Source organism: Burkholderia anthina (assembly GCF_902498995.1).
GTDB lineage: Bacteria > Pseudomonadota > Gammaproteobacteria > Burkholderiales > Burkholderiaceae > Burkholderia > Burkholderia anthina.
In genome coordinates this window covers 79,012-103,271 of sequence record NZ_CABVLY010000002.1, presented here as the reverse complement: position 1 = coordinate 103,271, position 24,260 = coordinate 79,012, and the positions used below count along the sequence as shown (strand labels likewise).

General features: G+C 65.1%; 24 protein-coding genes and 3 pseudogenes. 11 read left to right on the top strand and 16 right to left on the bottom strand.

Translation table 11 applies throughout. The annotated features are described in order from the left end of the window. Window positions 1–57: 57 nt before the first annotated feature. Window positions 58–960: a SphA family protein gene (locus BME24068_RS03315; protein WP_174925133.1), complete on the top strand. Its 903-nt coding sequence runs from the start codon at window positions 58–60 to the stop codon at window positions 958–960. A gap of 116 nt (window positions 961–1,076) precedes the next feature. On the opposite strand, the gene dbpA is transcribed toward BME24068_RS03315, so the two are convergent. The 5 genes from dbpA to BME24068_RS03290 form a co-directional block, all read right to left on the bottom strand. Beyond that, window positions 1,077–2,474 (bottom strand): ATP-dependent RNA helicase DbpA, encoded by a 1,398-nt coding sequence (dbpA, locus tag BME24068_RS03310; RefSeq protein ID WP_096500748.1) that lies wholly within the window; start codon window positions 2,472–2,474, stop codon window positions 1,077–1,079. After that, entirely contained in the window at window positions 2,471–2,668 is a 198-nt protein-coding gene (locus BME24068_RS03305; protein ID WP_040140903.1) for a hypothetical protein, read from the bottom strand. Before BME24068_RS03305 ends, dbpA begins: the two co-directional genes overlap by 4 nt. Window positions 2,669–2,934: 266 nt before the next feature. Continuing rightward, window positions 2,935–4,578 (bottom strand): malate dehydrogenase (quinone), encoded by a 1,644-nt coding sequence (mqo, locus tag BME24068_RS03300; RefSeq protein ID WP_174925132.1) that lies wholly within the window; start codon window positions 4,576–4,578, stop codon window positions 2,935–2,937. 532 nt (window positions 4,579–5,110) lie between these two features. Further along, the gene (locus BME24068_RS03295) at window positions 5,111–5,440 is read right to left on the bottom strand and encodes a hypothetical protein (RefSeq protein WP_174925131.1); all 330 of its coding nucleotides are present in this window, start codon (window positions 5,438–5,440) and stop codon (window positions 5,111–5,113) included. Between the two features lie 61 nt (window positions 5,441–5,501). After that, the gene (locus BME24068_RS03290) at window positions 5,502–5,990 is read right to left on the bottom strand and encodes an Lrp/AsnC family transcriptional regulator (RefSeq protein WP_096500740.1); all 489 of its coding nucleotides are present in this window, start codon (window positions 5,988–5,990) and stop codon (window positions 5,502–5,504) included. A 125-nt stretch (window positions 5,991–6,115) separates the two neighbouring features. Between BME24068_RS03290 and BME24068_RS03285 the strand changes: the two genes are divergently transcribed. Next, window positions 6,116–7,153 carry a histone deacetylase family protein gene (locus BME24068_RS03285; RefSeq protein WP_174925130.1) on the top strand — a complete coding sequence of 346 codons (1,038 nt, stop codon included), beginning with the start codon at window positions 6,116–6,118 and terminating at the stop codon, window positions 7,151–7,153. Between the two features lie 72 nt (window positions 7,154–7,225). Then, complete coding sequence (locus BME24068_RS03280; protein ID WP_174925129.1) at window positions 7,226–8,371, top strand: branched-chain amino acid ABC transporter substrate-binding protein; 1,146 nt, start codon at window positions 7,226–7,228, stop codon at window positions 8,369–8,371. A 30-nt stretch (window positions 8,372–8,401) separates the two neighbouring features. Here BME24068_RS03280 and BME24068_RS03275 read toward each other — a convergent pair whose 3' ends face one another. After that, on the bottom strand, window positions 8,402–9,283 hold the full coding sequence (locus BME24068_RS03275) for a mechanosensitive ion channel family protein (protein WP_174925128.1): 882 nt from the start codon (window positions 9,281–9,283) through the stop codon (window positions 8,402–8,404). A gap of 296 nt (window positions 9,284–9,579) precedes the next feature. On the opposite strand from BME24068_RS03275, the gene BME24068_RS03270 reads away from it, so the two are divergent. From BME24068_RS03270 to BME24068_RS03255, 4 genes are all read left to right on the top strand, one after another. After that, entirely contained in the window at window positions 9,580–10,950 is a 1,371-nt protein-coding gene (locus BME24068_RS03270) for a M23 family metallopeptidase (RefSeq protein ID WP_174925127.1), read from the top strand. Window positions 10,951–11,452: 502 nt separating this feature from the next. Then, the gene (locus BME24068_RS03265) at window positions 11,453–12,736 is read left to right on the top strand and encodes a DUF6402 family protein (RefSeq protein ID WP_239007624.1); all 1,284 of its coding nucleotides are present in this window, start codon (window positions 11,453–11,455) and stop codon (window positions 12,734–12,736) included. Between the two features lie 98 nt (window positions 12,737–12,834). Further along, the gene (locus tag BME24068_RS03260) at window positions 12,835–13,143 is read left to right on the top strand and encodes a hypothetical protein (RefSeq protein WP_174925126.1); all 309 of its coding nucleotides are present in this window, start codon (window positions 12,835–12,837) and stop codon (window positions 13,141–13,143) included. 617 nt (window positions 13,144–13,760) lie between these two features. Then, window positions 13,761–14,282, top strand: a complete 522-nt coding sequence (locus BME24068_RS03255) for an RrF2 family transcriptional regulator (RefSeq protein WP_096500723.1) — start codon at window positions 13,761–13,763, stop codon at window positions 14,280–14,282. A gap of 85 nt (window positions 14,283–14,367) precedes the next feature. Here the strand turns inward: BME24068_RS03255 and BME24068_RS03250 are convergent, their stop codons facing one another. From BME24068_RS03250 to BME24068_RS03240, 3 genes are all read right to left on the bottom strand, one after another. Further along, on the bottom strand, window positions 14,368–15,573 hold the full coding sequence (locus BME24068_RS03250; RefSeq protein WP_174925125.1) for an NAD(P)/FAD-dependent oxidoreductase: 1,206 nt from the start codon (window positions 15,571–15,573) through the stop codon (window positions 14,368–14,370). 360 nt (window positions 15,574–15,933) lie between these two features. After that, the gene (locus BME24068_RS03245; protein WP_096500719.1) at window positions 15,934–16,668 is read right to left on the bottom strand and encodes a fucose-binding lectin II; all 735 of its coding nucleotides are present in this window, start codon (window positions 16,666–16,668) and stop codon (window positions 15,934–15,936) included. 175 nt (window positions 16,669–16,843) lie between these two features. Beyond that, complete coding sequence (locus tag BME24068_RS03240; protein WP_096500717.1) at window positions 16,844–17,233, bottom strand: fucose-binding lectin II; 390 nt, start codon at window positions 17,231–17,233, stop codon at window positions 16,844–16,846. Window positions 17,234–17,911: 678 nt separating this feature from the next. Between BME24068_RS03240 and BME24068_RS03235 the strand changes: the two genes are divergently transcribed. Next, a complete protein-coding gene (locus BME24068_RS03235; protein ID WP_174925124.1) occupies window positions 17,912–18,316 on the top strand; it encodes a peptide ABC transporter ATPase in 405 nt (134 codons plus the stop codon). A gap of 28 nt (window positions 18,317–18,344) precedes the next feature. Here BME24068_RS03235 and BME24068_RS03230 read toward each other — a convergent pair whose 3' ends face one another. From BME24068_RS03230 to BME24068_RS03215, 4 genes are all read right to left on the bottom strand, one after another. Then, window positions 18,345–18,827: an RES family NAD+ phosphorylase gene (locus BME24068_RS03230; RefSeq protein WP_174925123.1), complete on the bottom strand. Its 483-nt coding sequence runs from the start codon at window positions 18,825–18,827 to the stop codon at window positions 18,345–18,347. Then, the gene (locus BME24068_RS03225; RefSeq protein WP_174925361.1) at window positions 18,824–19,330 is read right to left on the bottom strand and encodes an antitoxin Xre/MbcA/ParS toxin-binding domain-containing protein; all 507 of its coding nucleotides are present in this window, start codon (window positions 19,328–19,330) and stop codon (window positions 18,824–18,826) included. Before BME24068_RS03225 ends, BME24068_RS03230 begins: the two co-directional genes overlap by 4 nt. A 264-nt stretch (window positions 19,331–19,594) precedes the next feature. Then, window positions 19,595–19,918, bottom strand: coding sequence for an XRE family transcriptional regulator (locus BME24068_RS03220; protein WP_096500709.1), 324 nt, complete (start codon window positions 19,916–19,918; stop codon window positions 19,595–19,597). After that, window positions 19,915–20,349: a SymE family type I addiction module toxin gene (locus BME24068_RS03215; protein WP_239007622.1), complete on the bottom strand. Its 435-nt coding sequence runs from the start codon at window positions 20,347–20,349 to the stop codon at window positions 19,915–19,917. The genes BME24068_RS03220 and BME24068_RS03215 overlap by 4 nt, the downstream gene beginning before the upstream one ends. A gap of 365 nt (window positions 20,350–20,714) precedes the next feature. On the opposite strand from BME24068_RS03215, the pseudogene BME24068_RS03210 reads away from it, so the two are divergent. After that, window positions 20,715–20,855 (top strand): annotated as a pseudogene (locus tag BME24068_RS03210) (MarC family protein); the annotation flags it as partial. A 132-nt stretch (window positions 20,856–20,987) separates the two neighbouring features. Here the strand turns inward: BME24068_RS03210 and BME24068_RS03205 are convergent. Both BME24068_RS03205 and BME24068_RS03200 read right to left on the bottom strand, forming a co-directional pair. After that, window positions 20,988–21,797, bottom strand: a complete 810-nt coding sequence (locus tag BME24068_RS03205; RefSeq protein ID WP_174925122.1) for a TlpA family protein disulfide reductase — start codon at window positions 21,795–21,797, stop codon at window positions 20,988–20,990. Window positions 21,798–21,990: 193 nt separating this feature from the next. Next, window positions 21,991–23,004, bottom strand: a complete 1,014-nt coding sequence (locus tag BME24068_RS03200; RefSeq protein WP_174925121.1) for a hypothetical protein — start codon at window positions 23,002–23,004, stop codon at window positions 21,991–21,993. 204 nt (window positions 23,005–23,208) lie between these two features. Between BME24068_RS03200 and BME24068_RS03195 the strand changes: the two genes are divergently transcribed. Further along, entirely contained in the window at window positions 23,209–23,934 is a 726-nt protein-coding gene (locus BME24068_RS03195; protein ID WP_174925120.1) for a class I SAM-dependent methyltransferase, read from the top strand. Here BME24068_RS03195 and BME24068_RS34870 read toward each other — a convergent pair. Continuing rightward, window positions 23,912–24,093, bottom strand: a pseudogene (locus BME24068_RS34870) (hypothetical protein); the annotation flags it as partial. The gene BME24068_RS03195 and the pseudogene BME24068_RS34870 overlap by 23 nt on opposite strands. On the opposite strand from BME24068_RS34870, the pseudogene BME24068_RS03190 reads away from it, so the two are divergent. After that, window positions 24,084–24,248, top strand: a pseudogene (locus BME24068_RS03190) (MocR-like pyridoxine biosynthesis transcription factor PdxR); the annotation flags it as partial. The pseudogenes BME24068_RS34870 and BME24068_RS03190 overlap by 10 nt on opposite strands. Window positions 24,249–24,260 lie beyond the last annotated feature (12 nt).

Genomic DNA, 24,260 nt, shown 5'->3' with positions numbered 1-24,260 from the left:
GGGCGATCAGGGCGGACATAAAAAATCAATTCAGTAGAACGAATATTGGAGACATCGATGAAACGAAAGGCTGCATTCGGACTGGTCTCGCTCGTCGCCTGCGCGGGCATGGCGCTGAGCACGGGAGCACGGGCGACGGAGGGCGGCGGCGACACGATCGGCGAGGGCGCGGAGGCGTTCTTCGCCGGCGCGTTGCCGCCGGCCGGGCTCTACGGGTTGCTGTACTACACCCATTACCATGCGTCGCACTTCAACGATTCCCACGGCAACAGCTCGGTGCCGGGCTTCAAGCTCGATGCCGACGTGCTGATTCCGCGCGTCGTCTGGATGTCGAACCTGTCGGTGCTCGGCGGCCGTTACGGCGCGTATGCGGTGCTGCCGATGGAGCATCTGGCGCTGGATGCGGGCGGCGCGTCGTTCGACCGCACCAATCTCGGCGACCTGATCGTCAGCCCCGCGTTGATCGCATGGGGTTCGGGCGCGCTGCGCACCGTCGCGGCAATCGAGTTCGTGTTCCCGACCGGCCAGTACGACATGCATGCGGCGCTGAACACCGGCAAGAACTACTACACCGCGCGGCCGGTATTCGGCGTGTCGTGGTTGCCGAACGACAAGGTCGAGGTGTCCGCGAAGATCACGTACAGCTTCAACTCGCCGAACAACGACACGCACTACCACTCGGGGAACCTGTTCCACTTCGACTACTCGGCGAGCTATGCGGTCACGCCGAAGGCGCGGGTCGGCCTGTCGGGCTACTTCATCAAGCAGACGACCGACGACATGCAGAACGGGCAGGCCGTCGGGGGCGACGGCTTTCGCGGACAGGCGTTCGCGATCGGGCCCGGCTTTCGTTACCAGTTCAGCAAGGTCAGTCTGGAAGCGCGCGTCGTGAAGGAGTTTTTCGTGCGCAACCGGCCGGCCGGCGAGGCCGTGTGGGCGAAGGCCGTCATTCCGTTCTGACGCGCCGGCGCGCGCGGCCGGCGCGGCGGGGAATGGGGCGCGGTGCGGCAGTATCTGGCGATGCTCGGCGGGCGTGCCGCATAGGCGCTGCGGCCCGCCCGTCCGGCATCACCTCGTCACGCTTCGTCCATCAACCGGACCTTGACCCGCTTGCCCTTGATCTTCCCCGCATTGAGCTTGCGCAGCGCGTCGTGCGCGACGCCGCGCTCGATCGCGACATAGGTCGAGAACTCGGTCACGTTGATCTTGCCGATCTGCTTGCCGTCGAAGCCGGCGTCGCCGGTCAGCGCGCCGAGCACGTCGCCGGGGCGGATCTTGTCCTTGCGTCCGCCGAGGATCTGCAGCGTCTCCATCGGCGGCAGCAGCGTGCCGTCGCCGGCCGGCTTCAGTTCCGCGAGCGGATGCCATTCGACGTCGCGCTTCTGCGCCTGCTCGATCGCGCCGACGCGGCCCATCTCGTCCATGCTGGCGAGGCTCAGCGCCCAGCCTTCCTGGTCCGCGCGGCCGGTGCGGCCGATGCGGTGCACGTGCACTTCGGGGTCGGGCGTCACGTCGACGTTGATCACCGCTTCGAGTTGCGCGATGTCGAGCCCACGCGCGGCGACGTCGGTTGCGACCAGCACCGAGCAGCTGCGGTTCGCGAACTGGATCAGCACCTGGTCGCGCTCGCGCTGGTCGAGCTCGCCGTGCAGCGCGAGCGCGTGGAAGCCCTGCGCGTGCAGCACGTCGAGCAGGTCGCGGCATTGCTGCTTGGTGTTGCAGAACGCGATCGTGCTGACCGGACGGTAGTGGTTCAGCAACTGGCCGACCGCGTGCAGCCGATCCGTTTCCGCCACTTCATAGAAGCGCTGGCGGATCTTGCTGTCGTCATGGCGTTCCGCGAGCTTCACTTCCTTCGGATTGCGCAGGAACTGCTGGCTCAGCTTCGCGATGCCGTCCGGATAGGTCGCCGAGAACAGCAGCGTCTGGCGCGTCGTCGGGCACATCCGTGCGACCTTCGCGATGTCGTCGAAGAAGCCCATGTCGAGCATCCGGTCGGCTTCGTCGAGCACGAGCGTGTTCAGCGCATCGAGCTTCAGGTTGCCGCGGTCGAGGTGATCCATGATCCGGCCCGGCGTGCCGACGACGATATGCGCGCCGTGCTCGAGGCTCTGCGCCTGCGGGCGCATCGGCGTGCCGCCGCACAGCGTCAGCACCTTCACGTTTTCCTCGGCGCGCGCGAGGCGGCGCACTTCCTGCGTGACCTGGTCGGCAAGCTCGCGTGTCGGGCACAGGATCATCGCCTGCACGTCGAAGCGGCGCGTGTCGAGGCGCGAGAGCAGCGCGAGCGAGAACGCGGCGGTCTTGCCGCTGCCCGTCTTCGCCTGGGCGATCAGGTCATGGCCGGCCAGCGCGATCGGCAGGCTCGCGGCCTGGATCGGCGTCATGTCGACGTAGCCGAGCTGCGCGAGGTTCGCGAGCGCGGCGGGCGTCAGCGGCAGCGCGCTGAACGGCGTGGCGGTCGGTTGGGTCAAGAGAGGTCTCCGAGGTAGGGACGGCCTTCCATCTGCTCGTAGACGACGTTGCCTTCGTCGTCTTCGAAGCGCTCGAGATAGTTGCGGGCGCCGCACAGCGGGCAGCGGAACAGCAGCCCCTGGCCTTCGTCCTTGATGACGACGTCGGACGTTTCCCACTGCGTGCCGCAGCTCTGGTTTCGGCAGGTAAACACGGTCTTTCTCCAGCTGAATTCGGTTGGTGACGCGCCCGGGCGGGCGCGGCAACGGCGGGCGGCGCTCGCGCGGCTCGGGCGCGGGCCGCACCGGCGGTTGCTCGGATTGCGTCGATGCGGGTGATGGATCGGGCGGCGACGGGGTCGCGCGTGCCGCAATTCTAGCGGAAGCGGGCACCCGCGCGGGTGCCTTCACCGTTGCGCATCATGAAAAACGGCCACCCCGAAGGGCGGCCGTGCGAGGCGGCGAACCGGTGCCGGGCGCGTTACAGCGCCATGTCGGCGGCGGCCTTCGCGGCGCGTGCCGGAGTCGCGCCCGTCGCTTGCGACGGCACGTTCACGTCGATCCGCGGCGGCGGCGCGAGTTGCAGCACGTCGCTCGTGTAGGCCCATTCGTCGACGACCTTGGCCGGGCTGTCGTTCAGCTTCGTGCCGTAGCTCGGCACGATCTGGCGGATCTTCTGCTGCCACTCGGGCGTCGCGACCTTGTCCTTGAACACCTTCTGCATCAGGTTCAGCATGATCGGCGCGGCGGTCGACGCGCCCGGCGATGCGCCGAGCAGGCCCGCGATGCTGCCGTCCTGCGCGCTGACGATCTCGGTGCCGAGCTTCAGCACGCCGCCTTTTTTCGGATCGCGCTTGATGATCTGCACGCGCTGGCCGGCTTGCCACAGGCGCCAGTCTTCCTTCTTCGCGTTCGGGAAATATGCCTTCAGCGCGTTGAAGCGGTCGTCGTCCGACAGCATCAGCTGGCCGGCCAGATACTCGACCAGCGGGAATTCGTCGACGCCCACGCGCATCATCGGCGCGACGTTGTGCAGGTTGGTGCTCTTCGCGAGGTCGAAGTACGAACCGTTCTTCAGGAACTTGGTCGAGAACGTCGCGAACGGCCCGAACAGGATGATCTTTTTGCCGTCGATGATCCGCGTGTCGAGGTGCGGCACCGACATCGGCGGCGAGCCGACCGACGCCTTGCCGTACGCCTTCGCGAGATGCTGCTTCACGACGTCGGGGTTGTCGGTCACGAGGAACGAGCCGCCGACCGGGAACGCGCCGTAATCCTTCGCCTCGGGGATGCCCGACGCCTGCAGCAGGCGCAGCGCACCGCCGCCCGCGCCGATGAACACGAATTTCGCGTCGACGGCCTGCGGCGGTTCATCCGAATGCAGCTTGACCCACGACACGTGCCACGTGCCGTCCGCGTTGCGCGAGATCTCGCGCACCTCGCTCGACAGCGACAGCGTGAAGTTCGGCTGCGTCTTCAGGTAGCCGACGAACTGGCGCGTGATCTCGCCGAAGTTCACGTCGGTGCCGATCGGCGTCCAGGTGGCGGCGACCTTCTGCGCGCGGTCGCGGCCTTCCATCATCAGCGGCACCCACTGCTTGATCCGGTCGTAGTCTTCCGAGTACTGCATCCCGCGGAACAGCGGGCTCGCCTGCAGCGCGTCGTAGCGCTTCTTCAGGAAACGGACGTTGTCGTCGCCCCACACGAAGCTCATGTGCGGCGTCGAGTTGATGAACGAATGCGGGTTCTTCAGCACGCCCTGCTTGACCTGCCACGCCCAGAACTGGCGCGAGATCTGGAACGACTCGTTGATCTCGATCGCCTTCGAGATGTCGATCTTGCCGTCCGCCTTCTCCGGCGTGTAGTTCAGCTCGGCCAGCGCCGAGTGGCCGGTGCCCGCGTTGTTCCAGCCGTTCGAGCTTTCCAGCGCGACGCCGTCGAGGCGTTCGACCATCGTCATCGACCAGTCGGGCTGCAGCTCGTGCAGCCATACGCCGAGCGTCGAGCTCATGATGCCGCCGCCCACCAGCAGGACGTCGACCTTCTTCGTATCGGCGGCATGCGCGGACGACGCGGCGACGCACAGCGCGAGCGCCGACAGTATTACCCGTAACGTTTTGATCACAGCAGATCCTCTTTTTCAACTTGAATGCATCGGCTTGCCATCCCGCCCGGCGATGCTCGATCGCGACCGGCTCGCGCATCCGGAGATCCGGAGCGCGAATCCGGAATTCCGGATCGACCCGGTTCGCCGTTGTATTTGCGCACGCGAAATCGTTGCGCAGGACACCTTCGGATCGGCGCCGGCCGGTCATGCCGTTGCGCGCGTCGCAGGCGTGCGCGACGCGCATCGGCCCTTGCCGCAAGCCTCGCCGTTCGGCGTGTCGGGTTGCGTAAAAAGAGGCCGCGCGCGACGCGTCGAGCGGGGGCGGGACAGAAAGGGGCGCGTAATGTAACCGAACTCGATTGGCGTGTCGCCGGTGCCAAATAGCCCTGATTTTCGTGGGGATTTTTACGTGTCCGGGTTTCCGGAATGACGGTGCGCGGTACGGGAAAATCCGCCGGCACGAGGGCGTGCCGCGCATGCGACCGGTGCGCCGCCCGCACCGTCGGTTCTTCATCCGGTCGCGGCGTTGCACCGCGACCGGTTACCCGCGTCACTTCCCGCCGCCGTTCCGGCAGAACTGCTCGTACACCTGTGCGGAATTCGCGAAGCCATGCGCCTTCGCGAGTTCCCACGGACGCTCGCATTGCTGCGTGCGTTCGCACCATGCGTAACCGGCCGAGCCGATGCAGCCGTGCGCATCGCGATCGCCGCCGACGATCGGCGGGGCGGCCTGCGCGGTCTGTGCAGTTTGCGTGTCCTGCGTGTCTTGCCCGGCGACATTGGGCGGGAGCGGCGCAGGCGGTTGCGTCGCGCATGCGCTCAATGCGAGCGCGACGGCGATCGCGGCGGCAATCGACGAGGAAGGCATGAAGGATTTCATTACGTAGCGCTCCATGGGATGACGATCGACAACGGATGCCCGCGCACGGGCGAAGAGGCGTTCACGCATCCGGCACCGGCACGCGCGACGAGAACTTGATCTCGCGTAACGCGAGGCTCGACTGGATCGACGACACGCCGGCCTGTTTTCGCAGCACGTGTTCGACGAATTCCGCATACGCGTCGAGATCGGCCGCGACGACCTGCAGGATGTAGTCGGCCGCGCCGGTGATCTTGTGGCACGACGTCACTTCGTCGTGACGCCGCATCACGTCCTCGAAGTGATCCGAATCCTGGCCCGAATGCATGTTGAACGTGACCTGCACGAACGCGAACACGTTCATCCCGAGCGCGCGGCGGTCGAGGTTCGCCTGGTAGCCGGTGATCACGCCTTCGTCCTCGAGCCGCTTGCGCCGCCGCCAGCACGGCGTGACGCTCAGCGACAGCCGCTCGCCGAGCGTCGCGTTCGACAGCGCGCCGTCTTCCTGAAGCAGGCGCAGCATCGCGCGGTCGACGCCGTCCAGCTCCGCTGAAGCGCGATTTTTGCTCATTCCAGGGTCTCCGTAGGCGGTTTTCTCAAAATTGTACGAAACGAAGAGGTGAAAAGCAAAGCTATTGCCGGTTGGCGTCAATAGACTGTTGCCACCCCTCACAGCCCTCACAGCAACGGTCAACCATGCTCACGGTCTACAGCAGCGATCATCATCTGCATCGCGGCGTCGAACTGAAAGACGGCGCAATCACCGATTCGTTCGAGAATCCCCTTCGCGCCGAAACGGTGCTCGCGCAGGTTCGCGCGGCCGGCCTCGGCGACGTGATCGCGCCGCGCGCGTTCGATCGTGCGAGCTATGCCGGCGCGCACAGCGCGCGTTATGTCGACTTTCTCGCCGGCGCGTGGGACGAATGGACCGCGACCGGCCGCACGTGCCAGGCGCTGCCGCTCGTCTGGCCGGTGCGCGCGATGCCGGCGGCGGCAACGCTGCCCGAATTCATCGACGGCAAGCTCGGCTTCTTCGCGATGGATGCCGGCGCGCCGATCAACGCCGGCACGTGGGACGCGGTGAGCGCGAGCGCGAACTCGGCGCTGACCGGCGCCGACCTGCTGTCGAACGGCGGCGCGCGCGCGGCGTTCGCGCTGTGCCGGCCGCCCGGCCACCACGCGGGCCGCGAATACATGGGCGGCTACTGCTACCTGAACAACGCGGCGATCGCCGCGCAGCACGGCATCGCGAGCGGCGCGGCGCGCGTCGCGGTGCTCGACGTCGATTTCCACCACGGCAACGGCACGCAGGACATCTTCTACGACCGTTCCGACGTGCTGTTCGCCTCGATCCACGGCGAGCCGCCGGTGTCGTACCCGTACTTCTCCGGCTATGCGGACGAGCGCGGCGCCGGCGCGGGCGAAGGCTTCAACCTGAACCTGCCGCTGCCGAAGGGCACGCAATGGCGCACCTACGCGACGGCGCTCGACCAGGCGGCGGCCGCGATCGCCGCGCATGCCCCCGACCTGCTCGTCGTGTCGCTCGGCGTCGACACGTTCGAGCACGACCCGATCAGCCATTTCCGCCTGCGCTCGCCGGACTATCTGCGCATCGGCGAAACGCTCGCGCGCCTGAACCTGCCAACGCTGTTCGTGATGGAAGGCGGCTACATGGTCGACGAAATCGGCATCAATGCGGTGAACGTGCTGCTCGGATTCGAAGGGCGCGCGTGAGCGCATCTCGCGTTGCCTCCTCTGAACGAGGGTCCTGATCATCAACGAAGAGCGATAACGAAGGAGACGAACATGAATCGGCATCAGAAGAAGACGGCATGTGCGGCCGCGGTCGGGCTGGCGTGCGCACTGTCCGCGGTTTCCGCGCGGGCGGATGAAATCGTGCGCATCGGGCACGTCGCGCCGCTGACCGGCGCGATCGCGCACCTCGGCAAGGACAGCGAGAACGGCGCGCGGCTCGCGGTCGAGGAAATCAACGCGAAGGGGCTCGTGATCGGCGGCAAGAAGGTCACGCTGCAGCTCGACGCACAGGACGACGCGGGCGATCCGCGCCAGGCCACGCAGGTCGCGCAGCGGCTCGTCGACGACAAGGTGGTCGGCGTGGTCGGCCACCACAACTCGGGCACGTCGATTCCGGCGTCGCGCGTCTATCGCGACGGCGGCGTTGTGCAGATCTCGCAGGCCGCGACCAACCCGATGTACACGCAACAGGGTTTCAAGACGACCTATCGCGTCGTCGCGACCGATGCGCAGCAGGGGCCCGCGCTCGCCAGTTACGCGGCGAAGAACCTGGGGATCAGGACGGTCGCCGTGATCGACGACTCGACCGCCTACGGGCAGGGCCTCGCGACCGAGTTCGAGAAGGCCGCGAAGGCGTCGGGGATGAAGGTCATCTCGCACGATGCGACCAACGACAAGGCGATCGACTTCCGCGCGATCCTCACGAAGATCAAGGGCGAGAACCCCGACGCGATCATGTACGGCGGCATGGACGCCACCGGCGGCCCGCTCGCGAAGCAGGCGCGCCAGCTCGGCCTGCGCGCGAAGGTGCTCGCCGGCGACGGCGTGTGCTCGACCGACCTGCCGAAGCTCGCGGGCCCGGCGTCGGACAACGTCGTGTGCTCGGAAGCCGGCATCGCGCTCGAGAAGATGCCCGGCGGCGCGGCGTTCGTGAAGCGCTACGAAGCGCGCTACCATCAGCCGATGCAGGTGTATGCGCCGTTCTCGTACGACGCGGTGTACATCATCGTCGACGCGATGAAGCGCGCGAATTCGACCGATCCGGCGAAGGTGCTGGCCGCGATGCCGACGACCGACTATCACGGCGTGATCGGCGAAACGAGCTTCACGCCGCAGGGCGACCTGAAGCACGGCGCGATCTCGGTGTTCACCTACAAGAGCGGCAAGAAGGCGCTGCTCGACATCGTCAGGATGTAATGGCGACGGGGCGCGCCGCGCCCCGTTGCGTCACGATGCCTGTGCGCGACGCGCTTCCGCCGGCGGCCGCTGCTGCTGTTCGACGTCGTGCACGATATGCAGCTCGCGCGTGCGGATCGGCAGCGCGCAGTCCGCATCGGCGAGCGTCTTGCGCACCTGGCGCGCGAGACGCCAGCGCATCGCCCAGAACTTGTCGGTATGCGTCCACACGCGCATGTTCGCGATCGCCGTGCTGTCGTCGAAGCGCATCACCATCACGTCCGGCGCGGGATCGTGCAGCACGTCGGGGTCGGCCGCGGCCAGCGCGCGCAGCGCGTCGAGTGCGCGATCGATGTCGTCGTGCACCGACACTTCCACTTCGAGATCGAGGCGGCGCGTCGGATTGCGCGTGTAGTTGCGGATCGCGCTGCCCCACAGCGCGCTGTTCGGGACGTACTCGCAGATGCCGTCCGGCTTCGTGAGCCGCGTCATGAAGAGCCCGACCTCGTCCACCGTTCCCGCGACGCCCGTGCCGCCGTCGATGTAGTCGCCCACCTTGAACGGCCGCAGCAGCAACAGCATGATGCCGGCCGCGATGTTCTGCATCGTGCCCTGCAGCGCGAGCCCGATCGCGAGGCCGGCCGCGCCGAGCACCGCGACGATGCTCGCGGTCTGGATGCCGAGCTGCGACAGCGCGCCGACGATCGCGACGATGCGGATGCCCCACACGGCGACGTCGCAGAGAATCGGCCGCAGCGTGTCGTCGACGCGCTCCTTGTTCGCGAGCAGGCGGCTCAGCCAGTTGCCGATGCGCTTCGATAGCCACCAGCCGACGACGAGCAGCGCGAGCGCGCCGCAGAGCCTGATCGAGAGCGTGGACAACGCGTTCCACAGGAACGTCCAGCGTTCCGGATGAAGATGGTCGAGAAACATGACGGGATTCCGGTTTGAAGAAGGAGCGTGCGACACGCAGCGTGTCGGCAGCCCTCGACTGTACACGGCATGCCGAGTGTCGCGCGAGCGCAGGAGGCCGGATTTCCGCGCGTTCCGGCGATGCAATCGCGATTTCGTTCGAGTACTAAGCCGATATCTGAAAAAATAGGATTGGTCCTATTTAGTGAAGCAGGGCGCGTCGATACACTCGATTCCTCATTGCCGGATCGCGATGATCGTTCCTCCGCGAGATCCGGCGCTTTCCCGATTTTTCATTGATAGCGAGTGACGACGCGATGCGGTTCGACCTGTGTTTACGTCTCGCACGCGAACGAGGTCGTTGCGCGCCACGCGGCGCCATCCGCTTGCCGAATCGCCGCGCGCTGCTGCGCGGTGTCGTCGCGGCGGCGTGGCTTGCCGGCGCGCAGGGCGCGGTGGCGCTGGCATCATCCGGCGCCGCGCCGGTCATGCCCGCGCTGGCGCAGGCGGCCGACCTCTTCGACGTGCCCTTTTTCAATTCCGCCCGCACCGTCTGGGGCGGCCTGCTCGCCTCGACGGCGGTGCCGCGTGTCGTGCATGCGCCGGATGCGGCGGGTGCGCGGACGGACGATCGACCGGGCGCATTCGTCGTTCGTGCCGGCGCATGCGCGCCGTATGTCGTGCTCTGCGATGCCGCGCGCGATGCGATCGAGCGCGATTACGCGGGCCGCTTCGACTACGGTTTTGCATCGCCGTTGCCCGCGATCGGCGTGCCGTTCGCATGGGCGTCGCGCGATGCGGGTCTGGCATCGGCCGAGCCGTTCGTGCTCGCGGAGCCGGCGGGCGGCGCGCGGGTCGGCGCGATCGCCGGCAGCCTGCGTGCTTCGCTCGCGCGTGCGGATCTGCCGGCCGGCGTCGCCGCACAGGTCACGCGCATGCTGGCCGGTCGGCTCGACCTGAAGCAGCAGGGTGCCGTGGGCGATACGTTCCGCGTGGCCTTCGAACCGGCTGACGACGCATCGTTATCCGGCGCCCCGCGCGTGACCGCGCTCGATATCCGCTTTCGCGGCCAGCGCGTCGCGGCGGTGTGGTTTGCCGCCGATGCGCGGTCGCCGGGCGCTTACTACGATCTCGACGGCGTGCCGCTCGCCGGCACCCGGTTCGCGCTGCCGGTCAGCGCGACGCGCACCAGTTCGCGTTTCGGCACGCGCGTGCATCCGGTGACGGGCGCGCGTCATGTGCACTCGGGCGTCGATCTCGCCGCGCCGACGGGCCGCACGGTCCGTGCATCGGAGCGCGGCGTCGTGTCGTTCATCGGCACGGAGCCGGGCGGCTACGGCAAGTACGTGGTGGTGCGGCACGACGGCGGCTATGCGTCGTATTACGCGCATCTGTCGGCGTTCGAACCGACGCTGCGTACCGGCATGCGGATCGCGCGCGGGCAGCGCGTGGGGGCGGTCGGCAGCACCGGGACGGCAACCGGGCCGCATCTGCATTTCGAAGTGCGGCGGCACAACCGGCCGGTCGATCCGGTCGCGCTGGTGCGGGCCGCGAAGGAGGGCGCGCTGAAGGGGCCGCAGCGCGTGGCGTTCGAGCGTGTCGCGAAGGGCGCACGCACGCAGCTGGCGTCGGCTGCGTGGTCGCAGCCGGTGGTGGCGGAGCAGCGGGGCGCGTCGTCGGCCGGCTGACTGCTTTCCTCGTGAAGGGGCGGCAACGGGCCGGTTAAATGAAAAAGCCACCGAATTTCGAGCGCGCGCGTTGCTTGCACGATACGCCTAATCTCGAAATTGAGTGCTGGTCAGGTGTATCAGGTCGGCGCAATGCGATATTGGCTGCAAGAATCAGTCTCGTCCGATAGGCACCGAGGCAACGGGTCACTATGCTTGCGCGGGTGCGGTGCCGGTGGAGTGCCCTGTTCATGTTCGGAGTGAGTCGGTCAACGATCTTCGCCGGCGCCGCACCTCCTCCCGGTTGCGATCCGGCTTCGGCGTGGGCGTTCGGTGGTGGCCGGTGGGCGCGGCCACGACAGAGAAAGACGATGTTGAAACAGCACGCTGCCATATGCGAGCGCCGAGCGCCTGCGCCGAAACCGGGGCAAGACGATGAGCGCAGCATTTGCTTGCTCGGCTTAGCCAGTGTCCATGCTGCGGGCGTGTCAGCAACGTATTACCTTCACGACACAGTAAGACTATGCCAGACGTCAGAAAAGTGCCGTATTACGAAATCAAGACGTCGTCGATTCCATTCTCGCTGCCGAAGTGGAAGGAGCACGCTGGCGCTAACGGATGCATTCCTTTGAATACACCGCAAGGTGTTTGCATGGACAGGCTTGCTCCTGGCGAACCCAAGCTTTTCAAGCTTCTAGATCCCAAGCCATCGACGCATGAGTCGATGAAAACACCGGAGCCAGCAAAGGCTCCGCCAGCAAAGCAGGCCACACCTCCCAAGCCGTCCGAGTCAGTCGACGCAGAAGACTGCGAAAATCCTCCTCCCTTTGACTTACTGGATGTCCCTGAGGCAATGCAACGAATGAAATGGCCTGTTGCGGCCAAGCTTGCCAGGCGATGGTTTGGTGGCCCCAAGCACGTTTGGGATAACAGCTTCAAGACGAACCAGCCGTTTGACAATACCACCGTCACCCTTGAGTGGGCCCTCAAGTTTGGGAAGGTCAAGGCACGATATAGTCAGCTCATCTCGAAAAATATCTACAACGAAAATGCCAGAGCAAGGTTGAAAGATCTGCTGCATCGCGTGGTAAGAGAAAAATTCAGATCTTCGGTGGATTTTGATTTTCAGACGGTTGATGACAAAGGCAATCTCGTCGAGTTTTGCAAGAAGTGGCAATTTCAACTGGTGAATGTGTCCAGCTTCGATACAACGGGAGGTGTCCCGTATGCACCCACGGACCTGACGGCAGCGCTGGCGAACTTCAACATCTATGCTGCCATTGGACGGGCGGAGTTTTCTGGAGATAGGTATTATAAATACAATAATCGTGAAAAAACAAAATCCTACTGCGCCGACTTGACTGCATCCATAACGCATATCTACGTATACATAAAGGATAGCTACTCCTTTAATGATGAAAAGTCGCCGTCAAGCAGTCAGTATTTGGGGCACTGGAATAAAAGTGGCATGATTATTACGAATGGAGGAAGAATCAGGGGGTTTCTATATCGGAGCGGCGTCAACTCGAACCTCGGTGATTCTCTCGATGTTGAGTCGACGATTAACTGGAAATATCTGATTAACGATTTTCTTGATAAACCGATAGATACACGAAAAGGTGTTGTTAAGAAATTCAGGGCGTGCGATGTGCACTATCCAGTTTTCAACAAAACCTATAGTGATTGGAGGGTGAAGCATAATCGCGGAGAGGATTTTGTGATATATTCCAATCTGCAATATCTCAAATTGGCCATTCCCATAAAATTTAGTTTGGGTGAAATATGCAGATCGCCAGAAAAAATGTAATCGCGGTCGCGCTTGTTTTGGTAGCGATAATTTCGACTCTCGCGTTGCGGAGCTCATATGAGGGCTGCGCGATTTATACGCAGGATCTTAACGGGGGAATGAGAGAGTTCGGTGGCGAGAAGTATGAAATTGAACTATGTGGGGCGCGCCGCTTTCTTGGCGACGGCGATGAAATTCGACTTCAGGTATTGGGTTCGGCAGGGGATGTTTTGGTCGAGAGATTTTTTGCGGTGCGCACAATTAACGATGCAGCACCCAGGGAACTGGAGTACGGGGACGACACTATTTTTTACTACGACCAGTCGAAGTCGTCCCCGTTGCGCTTCATTGCCATGCCGCCATCCAGGATGGACTGGTTGACGGCGAGAATACCCTTGCTACAACGACTGATCGCGGTCTTTTCATGAGATTGAGAATCAGAGAGCAATGGATTGAGCGGTGAAGGCGCTCCCCATCATCCTCAGAACTGCTGCAGGCGCTGTCGCCGCGTCCTTGGCCGGTGCCATCGCATAGGCGGATTCCCTCGCCATTCCTACCTACTACGAGGCCTGCCCGCTATTCAAAAAATCACCGGCCACGTCGGCCTCCGGGGCGCGTCTCGCTAGAACGACAAATGTGCGCGCCACCGATGACATATAGACCGGCCGACACCCTCACGGGCACCCCTTCCGCCGTGGGCGGCAACACGTATTCCAGCGGTACGACGATCACGAAAGGTACGCTGTCGGTGGCAGTCGATAATGCATTCGGTATATCTTCAGGAAACCTGAATTTCGATGGCGGCACGCCGCGACTCGGCAGTGAGCATCAGTGCACGATTACCGGGAATGAGAGCGTGCGGTGAGCGTGGTGATCGGATGGCGGCGAAGGCGATACGTTGACCGGCGGATCGGCACGGGCATTCGATCGTTTTTGCAGGGGCGCGACCCCGGATTGCCGCCGTGCGATCGATGCGAGCAGAACGGATGACTTTGTCGCCATCCTGCGCTACGCTCCCAACTCCGATACCCCGAGTCGCAATATCATGTCGTTCATCAGCACCGGCGTCGAGTATGGCCTGCATTGCCTGCTCTATCTCGCCGACACTTCCACCGGCGTGCGCGATGCGAGCGTGCGCGATCTGGCCGAGATGCAGGGCGTGTCCGTCGATTACGCGGCGAAGCTGTTCACGCGTCTCGCGAAGGCCGGGATCGTCGTCTCCAGCGAGGGCATTCGCGGCGGCTTCACGCTGGCGAAGCCGGCGCGCGACATCTCCGTGCAGGACGTCGTCGCGGCGATCGACGGCGACAAGCGGCTGTTCGACTGCCGCGAGGTGCGCGGCCAATGCGCTGTGTTCGAAGGCGACGCACCCGCGTGGGCCACGCGCGGCACCTGTTCGATTCATGCGGTGATGCAGGTGGCGGAGCAGGCGATGCGCGCGGAGCTCGAGAAGCAATCGCTCGCCGATCTCGCCGCGCGCGCCTGGTCGAAAGCGCCGGCCAGCTACGGCCCGAAAGTGATCGACTGGTTTGCCGATCGCGCCGCGAGCCGCGGCGGCGAGCGCTGAGTCGCGCCATGGTGGCGCGACTCAGCGCGACAACCCGCGGAGCGCGTTTGCCGCCGCCCGCGCATTGTCGGCGCCGGCGCGCCGCTCAGGCCACGACGATCCGCAGCGGATCCGCGGCGGCCAGCGCTTCCGCGCGATCCGCACGCGGCGGATAGATCCACTCGGAATTGATCCGGTGTTTGAGCTGCTTCGCTTCCGCGCCCGTCAGCTTCACTTCGCGCTCCCAGCCTTCTGTATAAACCGCGCCCCACGGGCCGAGGTCGAGGCACGTCACGTACTTCGGCTGACTGTACGGAATCTGCTCCAGCCCCAGCAGGTCCGCCGCCGCGTTGTGCCCGGCCGAACGGCCCAGGTTCATCGCGTGCTGGCACGACATCATCGTATGGTTGCCGTCGTCGTCGGTTGCCGCATACGCGACGTCGCCCGTCGCATAGACGCCCGGCACGCCGTCGACCGCGAGGTTGCGATCGACGTGCAGGCGCCCTGTTGCGTCCCGGCGCCCCGGAATCTGTTCGGTCAACGTGCTCGCACGCAGGCCGGCCGTCCAGATCACGGTATTCGACTCGATACGTTCGCCGTGCGCCGTCGTGATGCCGCTCGCGTCGACCGATGCGACACCGTCTCCGAGCTTCCACGTCACGCCGAGCGTGCGCAGCGCTTCCTCGATGACGGGCCGCGGGCCCGCGCCCAGATCGGGGCCGATCGCGTCGCTGCGCTCGACGATCACGACCCGCACGTCCGTCTCCTCGCCCAGCGCGGCGCGCAGGCGCGTCGGCATTTCCGCGGCCGTTTCGATGCCCGTGAAGCCGCCGCCCGCGACCACGATCGTATTGCGCGCCGCTGACGCCGGCTGTTGCGCGAGCGCGCGCAGATGGGCTTCGAGCTCGACGGCCTCGTCGGTCTGGTCGACGCTGAACGCATGTTCCGCCAGCCCGGGAATCGCCGGGCGGAACAGTCGGCTGCCGCTCGCCAGCACGAGGCGATCGTAGTCGAGCGTCGACGCTTCGCCGTCCATGCGTTGCACGTCGACAGTCCGGCGCGCCACGTCGATGCGCGCGACCGTGCCCTGGACGAACTTCACGCCGACCGCATCGAAGATTTCTCCGAGCGGCGCGCGGAAGTTCGCCGGGCCTTCCTCGTAAAGGCGCGGCCGAACGTGCAGATGGGCATCCGGCGCCACCACGGTAATTTCCACGTCGGTCCTGTGCTGCTCGTCGAGCAAGCGTGCCGCGCTCAGCGCGCTCCACATGCCGGCGAAGCCGGCCCCGATAACAAGAATGCGATTTGCCACTGTTCAACTCCGGTTGAGTGATGCCTGAGGCCGGTGGAACACCGGCCTTGTCTGATGCATCGATGCGCTCGATAACTACGATTCTATGAGTCGTAGTTATCGAGCGCAAGTCCTGTGTTCGGAACAGGCAGCTGAAAAATCGGGGAATGACCCGACGAGAGGTCGCGGCGAGAACAGGGTGTTGCGTTGCCGTGAGGGCGGTCGACGCGCGGTCGCACGAGTCGCGCAGCCTTGCTGCGGCGGGCCGGATGTGCCGATTTGCCACGGCGGCAGGAAGCATGCGCAGAGGCAGGTACGGCGTACCCGCGCAAACCGCCACGCCGGGCGGCGTGGCGAGGGTCGGTTGGCCGGGTGCGGCTCTTAGCCCAGCGGCCAGTTCAGGATCGCGATCCCGTCGTTGTAGTCGCCATCGGTGCCGTCCTCCGAGCCGACGAGCCCGAAGTAGGTCTTCTTGAAGATGTCGACCTGGCGCGAACCGATCTTCGACGGCTTGCCGTTCGCCGTCACGACCACGCGCACCTTCCCCTTGCCCGAGTTCAGGACTTGCGTGTTGAGGTTCACGTCCTGCGTGCCCGCGCCCTGGAACGTCGCGGCCGGTTTCGCGTTGTCGTCGACATAGACGTCGATCGTCTGCTGCGCGGACGAATTGACGAGCGCGGTCACGCCGAACGCGATGTTCGGCGGCAGGTTGAAGACGCCGTCGCGTTCGCCACCACCGGTGGTGGCGGGATCGGGCTGCACGGGTTGCGGCGTCGCCTTCAGGAAGTAAGTGACCACTGCGCCGACACCGAACTTCGCCGCTGCGGCGGGCAGCACGCCGGGCGCGCCGGCCCACGTCACCGTGCAGGCGACCACCTGTCCCGCCGCATCGGTCTTCACCTTGTTCTGCCAGCTGCCGACGTCGAAGCTGTACGGGATCGTCGCGATGTCGACGAACACGTCGTATTGCGGCAGCTTCTCGACGAGTTGCGCGGTCATGAACTGACGCATCCGGTCGAGCACCGCCTGATCGCCGTTCGATTGCACGGCGGTGGCGTCGTTGCCGGCGAGTTGCAGGAGCGCGTACAGGTCGTCATGGGTAAACGGTTGTTGCATGTCGTCCTCGTCTGATGGAATGTCCGTCTGTATGCGGCCGGTGAACACGTTTACCGGGCCGCGTGTGCGGCAATACGTGGAACAGCAATTAATCGGCGATACGTTGGCCCCGTCGCCATTGCGATGCGGGCCGCGGGGCTGACGTGCCCCGGGAGGCCGGCATCGACAGGTTGTTTCAGCCGATCGGCCACTGCAGCACGACGATGCCGTCGTTGTAGTCGCTGTCGTGACCGTCTTCCGATACGACGATCCCGAAATTGACCGTGTATGCCGAGCCGTTTGATTTCTTGCCGGTGATCGGCGCGAGCCGCGCGTCGGTGGCCGACGTCTTGCCGTTCACCGTCACTTCGAAGCGCAGCTTGCCGTTACCCGAATTCAGCGTGGCTTCGCGCGGGCCGTCGCGCGTGGTGAGCTTGTGATAAGCCGCCGGTTCCTTGCTGTCGCCGATGAACAGCTTGATGTGCTGCTGCTCGGCGGCATTCGCGAAGAAGATCGCGCGGAAATCGGTGTTCGGCGGAATCGAAAACTCGCCGGCACGGTTCGAGGACGTTTGAGAGTCGGCCATGCTTGCCTCCTGATAGAAGATGGATAACGCGTATCACCGTGTCGCGCAAACGTTTGCCGTTTCAAACACGGTTCGGCCAGCATGGCGAAAAATAAATAAAAAAATATTCGGCCTGGCGTGGAATGGATTCAGAAAATCGAACGCCGAAATGGTCCGATTCAATGATGCGAATTTCAGCGATGGTCATTCGATATATTTTCGAAACTATATCGACGCATGCTGCGATTTCCTGAATGACGGGTGAACGTGCAGGCGGGAATGGTGGGGAAATCCGGTTTCGGCGCAGGCGCTCGGCGCTCGCATATGGCAGCGTGTTGTTTCAACATCGTCTTTCTCTGTCGTGGCCGCGCCCACCGGCCACCACCGAACGCCCACGCCGAAGCCGGATCGCAACCGGGAGGAGGTGCGGCGCCGGCGAAGATCGTTGACCGACTCACTCCGAACATGAACAGGGCACTCCACCGGCACCGCACCCGCGCAAGCATAGTGACCCGTTGCCTCGGTGCCTATCGGACGAGACTGATTCTTGCAGCCAATATCGCATTGCGCCGGCCTGATACACCTGACAGGCACTCAATTTCGAGATTAGGCGTATCGTGCAAGCAACGCGCGCGCTCGAAATTCGGCGGCTTTTTCATTTAACCGGCCCATTGCCGGGCCCATCACGAGGAAAGCGTCATGACGAAACCCGATTCCCTGAAAGGCGACATCAAGGGCCAGGCCCAGGAGGCCGACCGCCACAACCTGGCGCGGCCCGCCGTGAACGGCGCGCTATGGGCGCGCGGACTGACGACGCAGCGGGTCGCCGATCTGTTCAGGACGCTGCCGGGCCTGCCGGGGCACTGGATGCAGTTGCAGAACGAGGTCAATGCCGGGAATCGCTATTTCTACGGCGTGCAGAACGGCCATCAAACGACCGACGAAGGGAAGGAACTGATCCGCTGGATCGCCGATGCGGTGGTCAGCGCCGCACAGAAGGCGGGGTTCGATTTTCCGCTGCAGCAGCTTCGGTTCGCGGCCGATACGGGGTGGCTCAAGCTGCAGCGCGTGTCGGGGCGCGTGATGGTGCTGTCGCGGCCTTGATGCGAACGAGGTACGCGAGACGTCGAATTCACCTCGCCGCGTGACCGAACAGTCTCGGATCCAGCGTGAAAGGTTCAGTGCGAACGACCTTGACGGCGCTCATGTCAGGATGCGTCGGATTCAGCAGCAGATTGGCATCGGTCGGACATATGACCGACGGCACGCGTATCACCAGTTGTTTGCCTGCCTCGAGCCATTGCCGACCCAATTCCGTCGTGGATTCAGGATCGCACGTCAGGTCTGCCCAGTCATCCGGTAGCGTAGGGGCAAACGCCTCGCTGCAAGCGGCATTCGGCACCTCCAGGGCCACCAGGTGATATCCACCGGTCGGCATCAAGCCGGCCGTGTGTACCAGCGCCTCCAGCAATGCAGTCGATGCGTGCGCACACGTATACGCGACGCGCATGCCGCGCGGGTTCCAGCACCCGCCTGCCAGTGCGGCGCCATTCCCGCTCAGGTCGTCGGCCCGGTAATAGCCGCGCCGCTCCTCGGCGAGCCGATAAACTCTCATGCGCCAATTCCGTGAATGACCCGCATCAGGAGCTCTCGTACGCGGTCATATCCCGGCTGTGAATCCAGTACTTCGAGCGGCCGCAGCCCGGTCAGCTCGGCATGTGGCAACTGCATCCATTCCGCGGCCAGCCCCTCGCTCTCGAATACGTCGACCGCAAGCCGGAAGACGTACAGTACGCGCGCGACGCGATCCGATTCCGCAGGCGAAAGACGCTCCGTTCGCGCGATCTTGCGCAGGATCGTCGAGCTCGGGAGACCGAGACTCGAGAGCAAGGTCTGGACGGGCACATGCAACAGATCCTTCGCGACGCGGTCGATGATGCTGGACGCCATGCCTTCACGAATCTGCCGACGCTGTTCGAGCGCATCGAACTGGCCGAAGAACAGCGCGATATCGGGGGCGTGAGCGGCGAATTGCCGCTTGCCGGCCAACGGCTTGGCTGCCTTCGTCGCAGTCGGGCGATCGGTCGTATGACGGCCGGCGGGGGGATTCCTCGCCATGGCGAGATGACGCTCAAATGAGAATTTATAAGTTCTCGTTTGAGAGGTATTCGAATGGGAGTCAAGATTTTCTCGTTTGGGAATCATGCGGGTGCTCCAGAAGTAGGGGCCATCGACGCGCGGCGCTCGCTTGCAGAATCAGTCTGGCCTGATTGGCTGTAACGATCGTTCACGTTAAATTGAACAGGGGTGGTGCCGGACGGGCTTCGGCGGCGGTCGAGCCCGACCGCCGCACACGGGTGCTTTCGTCTACCTCCCCGGCCGTCAACCCGAAACCGTGACGCCTGCCGACTGCGAGTGCCCCGCATGCCGCACCACGATTTCCACCTGCTGACCAAACGACACCAGCGTCAACAGCAGTTGCTCCAGCGAAACGTTTCGAAGTCTGGCGCGTTGCTCCGGGGTGACGGTCGGCGCGGCCATCTCGGCGAGCGCCGCAGTCTCTTCCTCGGTCAGGCCGCGCGACGCGATCATTGCGTTGAGCTTCAGCACAAGTTTCGACTTGGCGGCCAGTATGCCGGCGTCGAGGTCACGGTCGAGGTCGGCCGGCATGTCGTCAGCGCGTCGATATGCGTGATTGCGATTCATCGCACCACCTCCGTCATCGTCGAAAATTGCTGCGATCCCGTCGCGCGATCGATATCGGCGCGTCCATCGCTCCCGCAGTCACCGCCGAGGTTCGCGTCGAGCGGCGTGATCACCAGCCGCCTGTTCGACACATCGACCCGCAAGCATTGCCCGGGCGCGAAACCCGCTTCCTCGATCCATCGGCTGGACAGCTTCATCCAGAGATGGAGAACAGGCGGCGCCTCATCGTCGAACCGGATGGACGGCGGCGTGCGGCGGTTTTGAAACGACTCCTGAACGGAGACGAAACCATCCTCGTAAAGCGGTGGTGCGCTATGATTCGCGTCAGCCATGGTCAACTCTCCTTGGTTGAGTTGGTTGTGGTCAGCGGCTCGCAGGTGCGTGAACACCTGCGAGCCGCGCTCGTTTACGCCACGGATTTCGATCGTCATCCCGTCACATAATTCGCATTGCGAAATGACTTGGTCGGCCGCGCGGAAACGTGGAACCACTTTAGCTGAGATTGGCTGCTGTCTGATATCGGTCTTGTACGGTTTTATCGATATTGGCCATTCGACCTATGTCCTGCATCCTTGCGATTCAACGATTCCAGCGACATCGCGCCAGCCAGCCGCATCGTCACTTCATCGCAGATGTGTCAGGAAACGTGTCGGCCGATCGCCCCGCCCCGCCCGCCGCCCGTCGCCCGCCGCACAAGGATGTCTCCGCGCGTTGCCGATACCGTTCGAACTCGCGTGCGAACGCCACAGCATCCCCCGCCAGCGCCAGCACTTCCATCGATGCGCCGGTCGCGTTCGCGATCCGGCAGATCTACAGTCGCGCGCCGACGCTCGCGCGCTATCTCGGCAGCGACGGGACGAAGGTGGCGTTGTGGGTGTCCGCGTTTCTGCTGCTGTGCGCGGGCGTGCGGATCATGCTGACGGGGCCGGCGGGGTGACGTTCCGTGCGGCCGCGGCACGAATCGGCCGTCGAGCCTGTCGTCGATGCCGACCGCTCCGGTGATCGACATCCTGCATCGATCCCGCACCGCGCAGGATGCGCCGATCGCGAAAGCGTGGCGTACGCGTCGTCAGGGCCCGACACGCTGTGCCAGCGCATCCTTCAGCCGCGCGGCCGTGATCTCGCCCATGTGCGATTCGACGAGGTTGCCCTTCGCGTCGAAGAACAGCGTCGTCGGCAAGCCGCGCGACCCGTACGTGTGCATCGCATGCAGCGTGCGATCGAGCAGCACGTGATCGAACCGCAAGCCCTTTTGCGCGAGGAACGCGCGCACGGTTTGTGCATCTTCGCCCTGGTTGACCATCAGCACCGTGATGCCCGGATGATCCTGCTGCGCCTGTGCGAGGATCGGCATTTCGCGCTGGCACGGCGGGCACCACGTCGCCCACAGGTTCACGACGACGGGCTTGCCGACGAAACCTTGCGGCGCCACGGGCGTTGCATCGAGCGCTTCGAGCCGCAACGCGGCGAGCGGCGGCGCGCCGCGCTGCAGCGTCGCGAGCGTGCCCTGCGCGATGCCCCATGCGGCGAGCCCCACGACGATGCCGGCTGCTACCGGGCGGCGCAGCGCCGGCAGACGCCGCAGCCGCCATGCGGCGAACACCAGCGCGGCCACGATGCCGATGCGCCAGTCGAAGCCGCCGTCGCCGAGCGCGATGATCGATCGCGGTGCGGCCGCATAGTCGCGCCACCATTGCGCGACGTAGCCGACACGCGCGGCGATCAGCCCGAGCAGCAGCACGTCGAGGATCAGGCCCGACGCCGTCTTGTGCTGGCCGTCCGGCGGGCGGCGCTGCATGAAGCGCGCGACGAGCCACGCCAGCAGCGCGGCGGCGGCGACCGCGACGACGCGGATCGAAAAGGGACCGATGCTCAACATGGGAAGGAAAGGCTGGAGGATGGAGGAGCGGCCGGCAAGGGCGATGTCGCCGCCGGTCGTGTCGCGTTTCGACCCCGCGTCAGGCGCAGGGGTTCCCGGTTTTTCCCGCGTCAGCGCGCGACGCGCATCGTCGGCATTCAGGACGACATCGCTTTCATGCCGGCGTCCCGAGTATCGGGCACGCGCGCGCCGGTCACATCCCGTTGCCGTCGGAGCGGGGCGCCGAGCCGCCGAGTCGGTACGCGGTGAAGAACTCGGCCCATGGCGAACCGGCGGCAACCGGCACGTGCAGCGCCGACGTCCGCTGTTTCAACGCGGTAAACACGTCGTTGATGCGCGCGGTCTGCGCGGGATCGCTGAACGGCCGCGGCCGCACCCGGCCGGCTGCGAACGCACCGTAGGCGATCGCGAGCAGGCGCGCACTGTCGTCGAACGAGAAGATCGAGCCGTTGATCGCTTCGACGAGGCGCGGCCGGTCCTCCTCGCGTGACGCGGCGAGGCATTGGTACACGATTGCCGATACCTCGTGCAGATCGTTCGCGCGCAGCAATGCCGGCAGCTTCGACGCGATCCGGTCGGCCTGTTCTTCCTGTACGGCCTTGCCGAAGTCGAGCACGGCGGCCATCGGATTGCTGTCCTGCTTCGCGCGATCGAGCGCCGATACCTGCGCCGCGACCGCCGCTTGCGCGTCGTCCGCGGGAGCGGCTTGCAGTACCGCCGCCACCTGCTGTTGCCATTCCGGAAAAATCATCCGCACGTTGCCGAACTGCTCGCCGCCCTGTGCGGCGGAATTCCACCGGTAGACGATCGTGCCGCCGTGAATGAACGGCGAATACAGATGCTCGGGCGTTTGCGGCAGCGGCCGCCGGTTGATCGCCAGCCACGCGAGCGTCAGCCAGTCGTAACGGCCGGTGGCCGGCACCGACGGGCTCGAACTCGCGACGACCTGCCACGTGCCGCGGTTCGCATAGCGGCGGCGTGCGTCGGGCACCGCGACGGTCTGCTGTTTCGCGGTGTCGAAGTAAGTATTGCCGGTGACGATCGCGCCGCTGTCCCTGGCCGGCGTGAGGGTGGCGATGACCCACGACGCACCGTCGGGCGAACGATAGTCGGACGGCTGCAGCGTGGCGACGTCGTGCACCATGCGCGTTTCGGCGGCGACGGTGCCCGGCGGGAGATTGGCGGGACCGGAGACGATGCTCGGCATGGATTTTCCTCGAAATCGGGTGCGTATCGTCGAGCGGCGACGAGGCGCGATGAAGCACGGGATTTTCTCGTAACTGTAGAACGTCGCCGCCGGAAACGGAAACCGGCCGGCGCTCGAGCCGCACGCACGCGCGGCCGCTTCGGCTTACCATCGGCTCCTGGGCCAACACGCCGAACATCGAACGAACCCCGGACCGACGCGCCGATGACCGACACGAAAACCATCACCGAACACTGGACGTACGTTGCCGACCAATGGATCGACTGGGCCGGCAGGCCGGGCCACGATGCGTTCTGGAAATATCGCGAGGGGCTTGCCGCGTATATCGGCCGCGGAACCGGCCGCGCGCTGGAGATCGGCTGCGGCGAGGGTCGCGTGAGCCGCGAGTTGAAGGCGCTGGGCTATGACGTGACGGCGAGCGATGCGGTTCCCGCGATGCTCGACGCCGCGCGTCGTGCCGATTCCGCGCACCGCTACGCGCTTGCCGACGCCGCATCGCTGCCGTTCGATCCAGCCAGCTTCGACATCGTGATGGCGTACAACGTGCTGATGGATCTCGACGACATGCCGGCTGCGCTGCGCGAGGCGCGCCGCGTGCTGAAGCCGGGCGGGCTGCTGTTCGTGTCGCTCGTGCATCCGTTTCGCGATCGCGGCCGCTTCGCGGGGCCGCAGCCCGACGCGCCGTTCGTGCTCGACGGCACGTATTTCGGCCGCGCGCATTTCGAGGGCGTGGAAACGCGCGACGGGCTGTCGATGCACTTCGCGGGCTGGTCGCTGCCGCTTCAGGCGTACATGGATGCGCTGGAGGCGGCCGGCTTCGCGATCGTGTCGCTGCGCGAGCCGCCGCCCGACCGCGCGGATACGGACCCGTTGAAGCAGTGGTCGCGCGTGCCGCTGTTTCTGTGGATCAAGGCGCGGCCGCTGGATTGAATGCCCCGCGGCCGCGCAGCGTGCCGCGTGATCGGCGCGGCAACACCTTTCGATAGATCACGATCCCGTTTTCTCCGCGACGGTGTCGTAGAGCCGCATCGCGGTGTGATTCGTTTCGTGCGTCTGCCAGTACACGCGCTCGGCGCGATGCGCACGGGCTGACCCTGCGGCCGCTGTCGTCGTTCTGCCTGCCGGGCACCGCGCACGGCTACAACGGGCTCGTGCTCGGCTACGGCGGCGTGCCGGCCGAGCGGATGGACGCGCTCGCGCGCCGGATCGGCGAGATGATCGACCGCGTGCTGGCCGGGCGGTGACGGCTGGCGCGC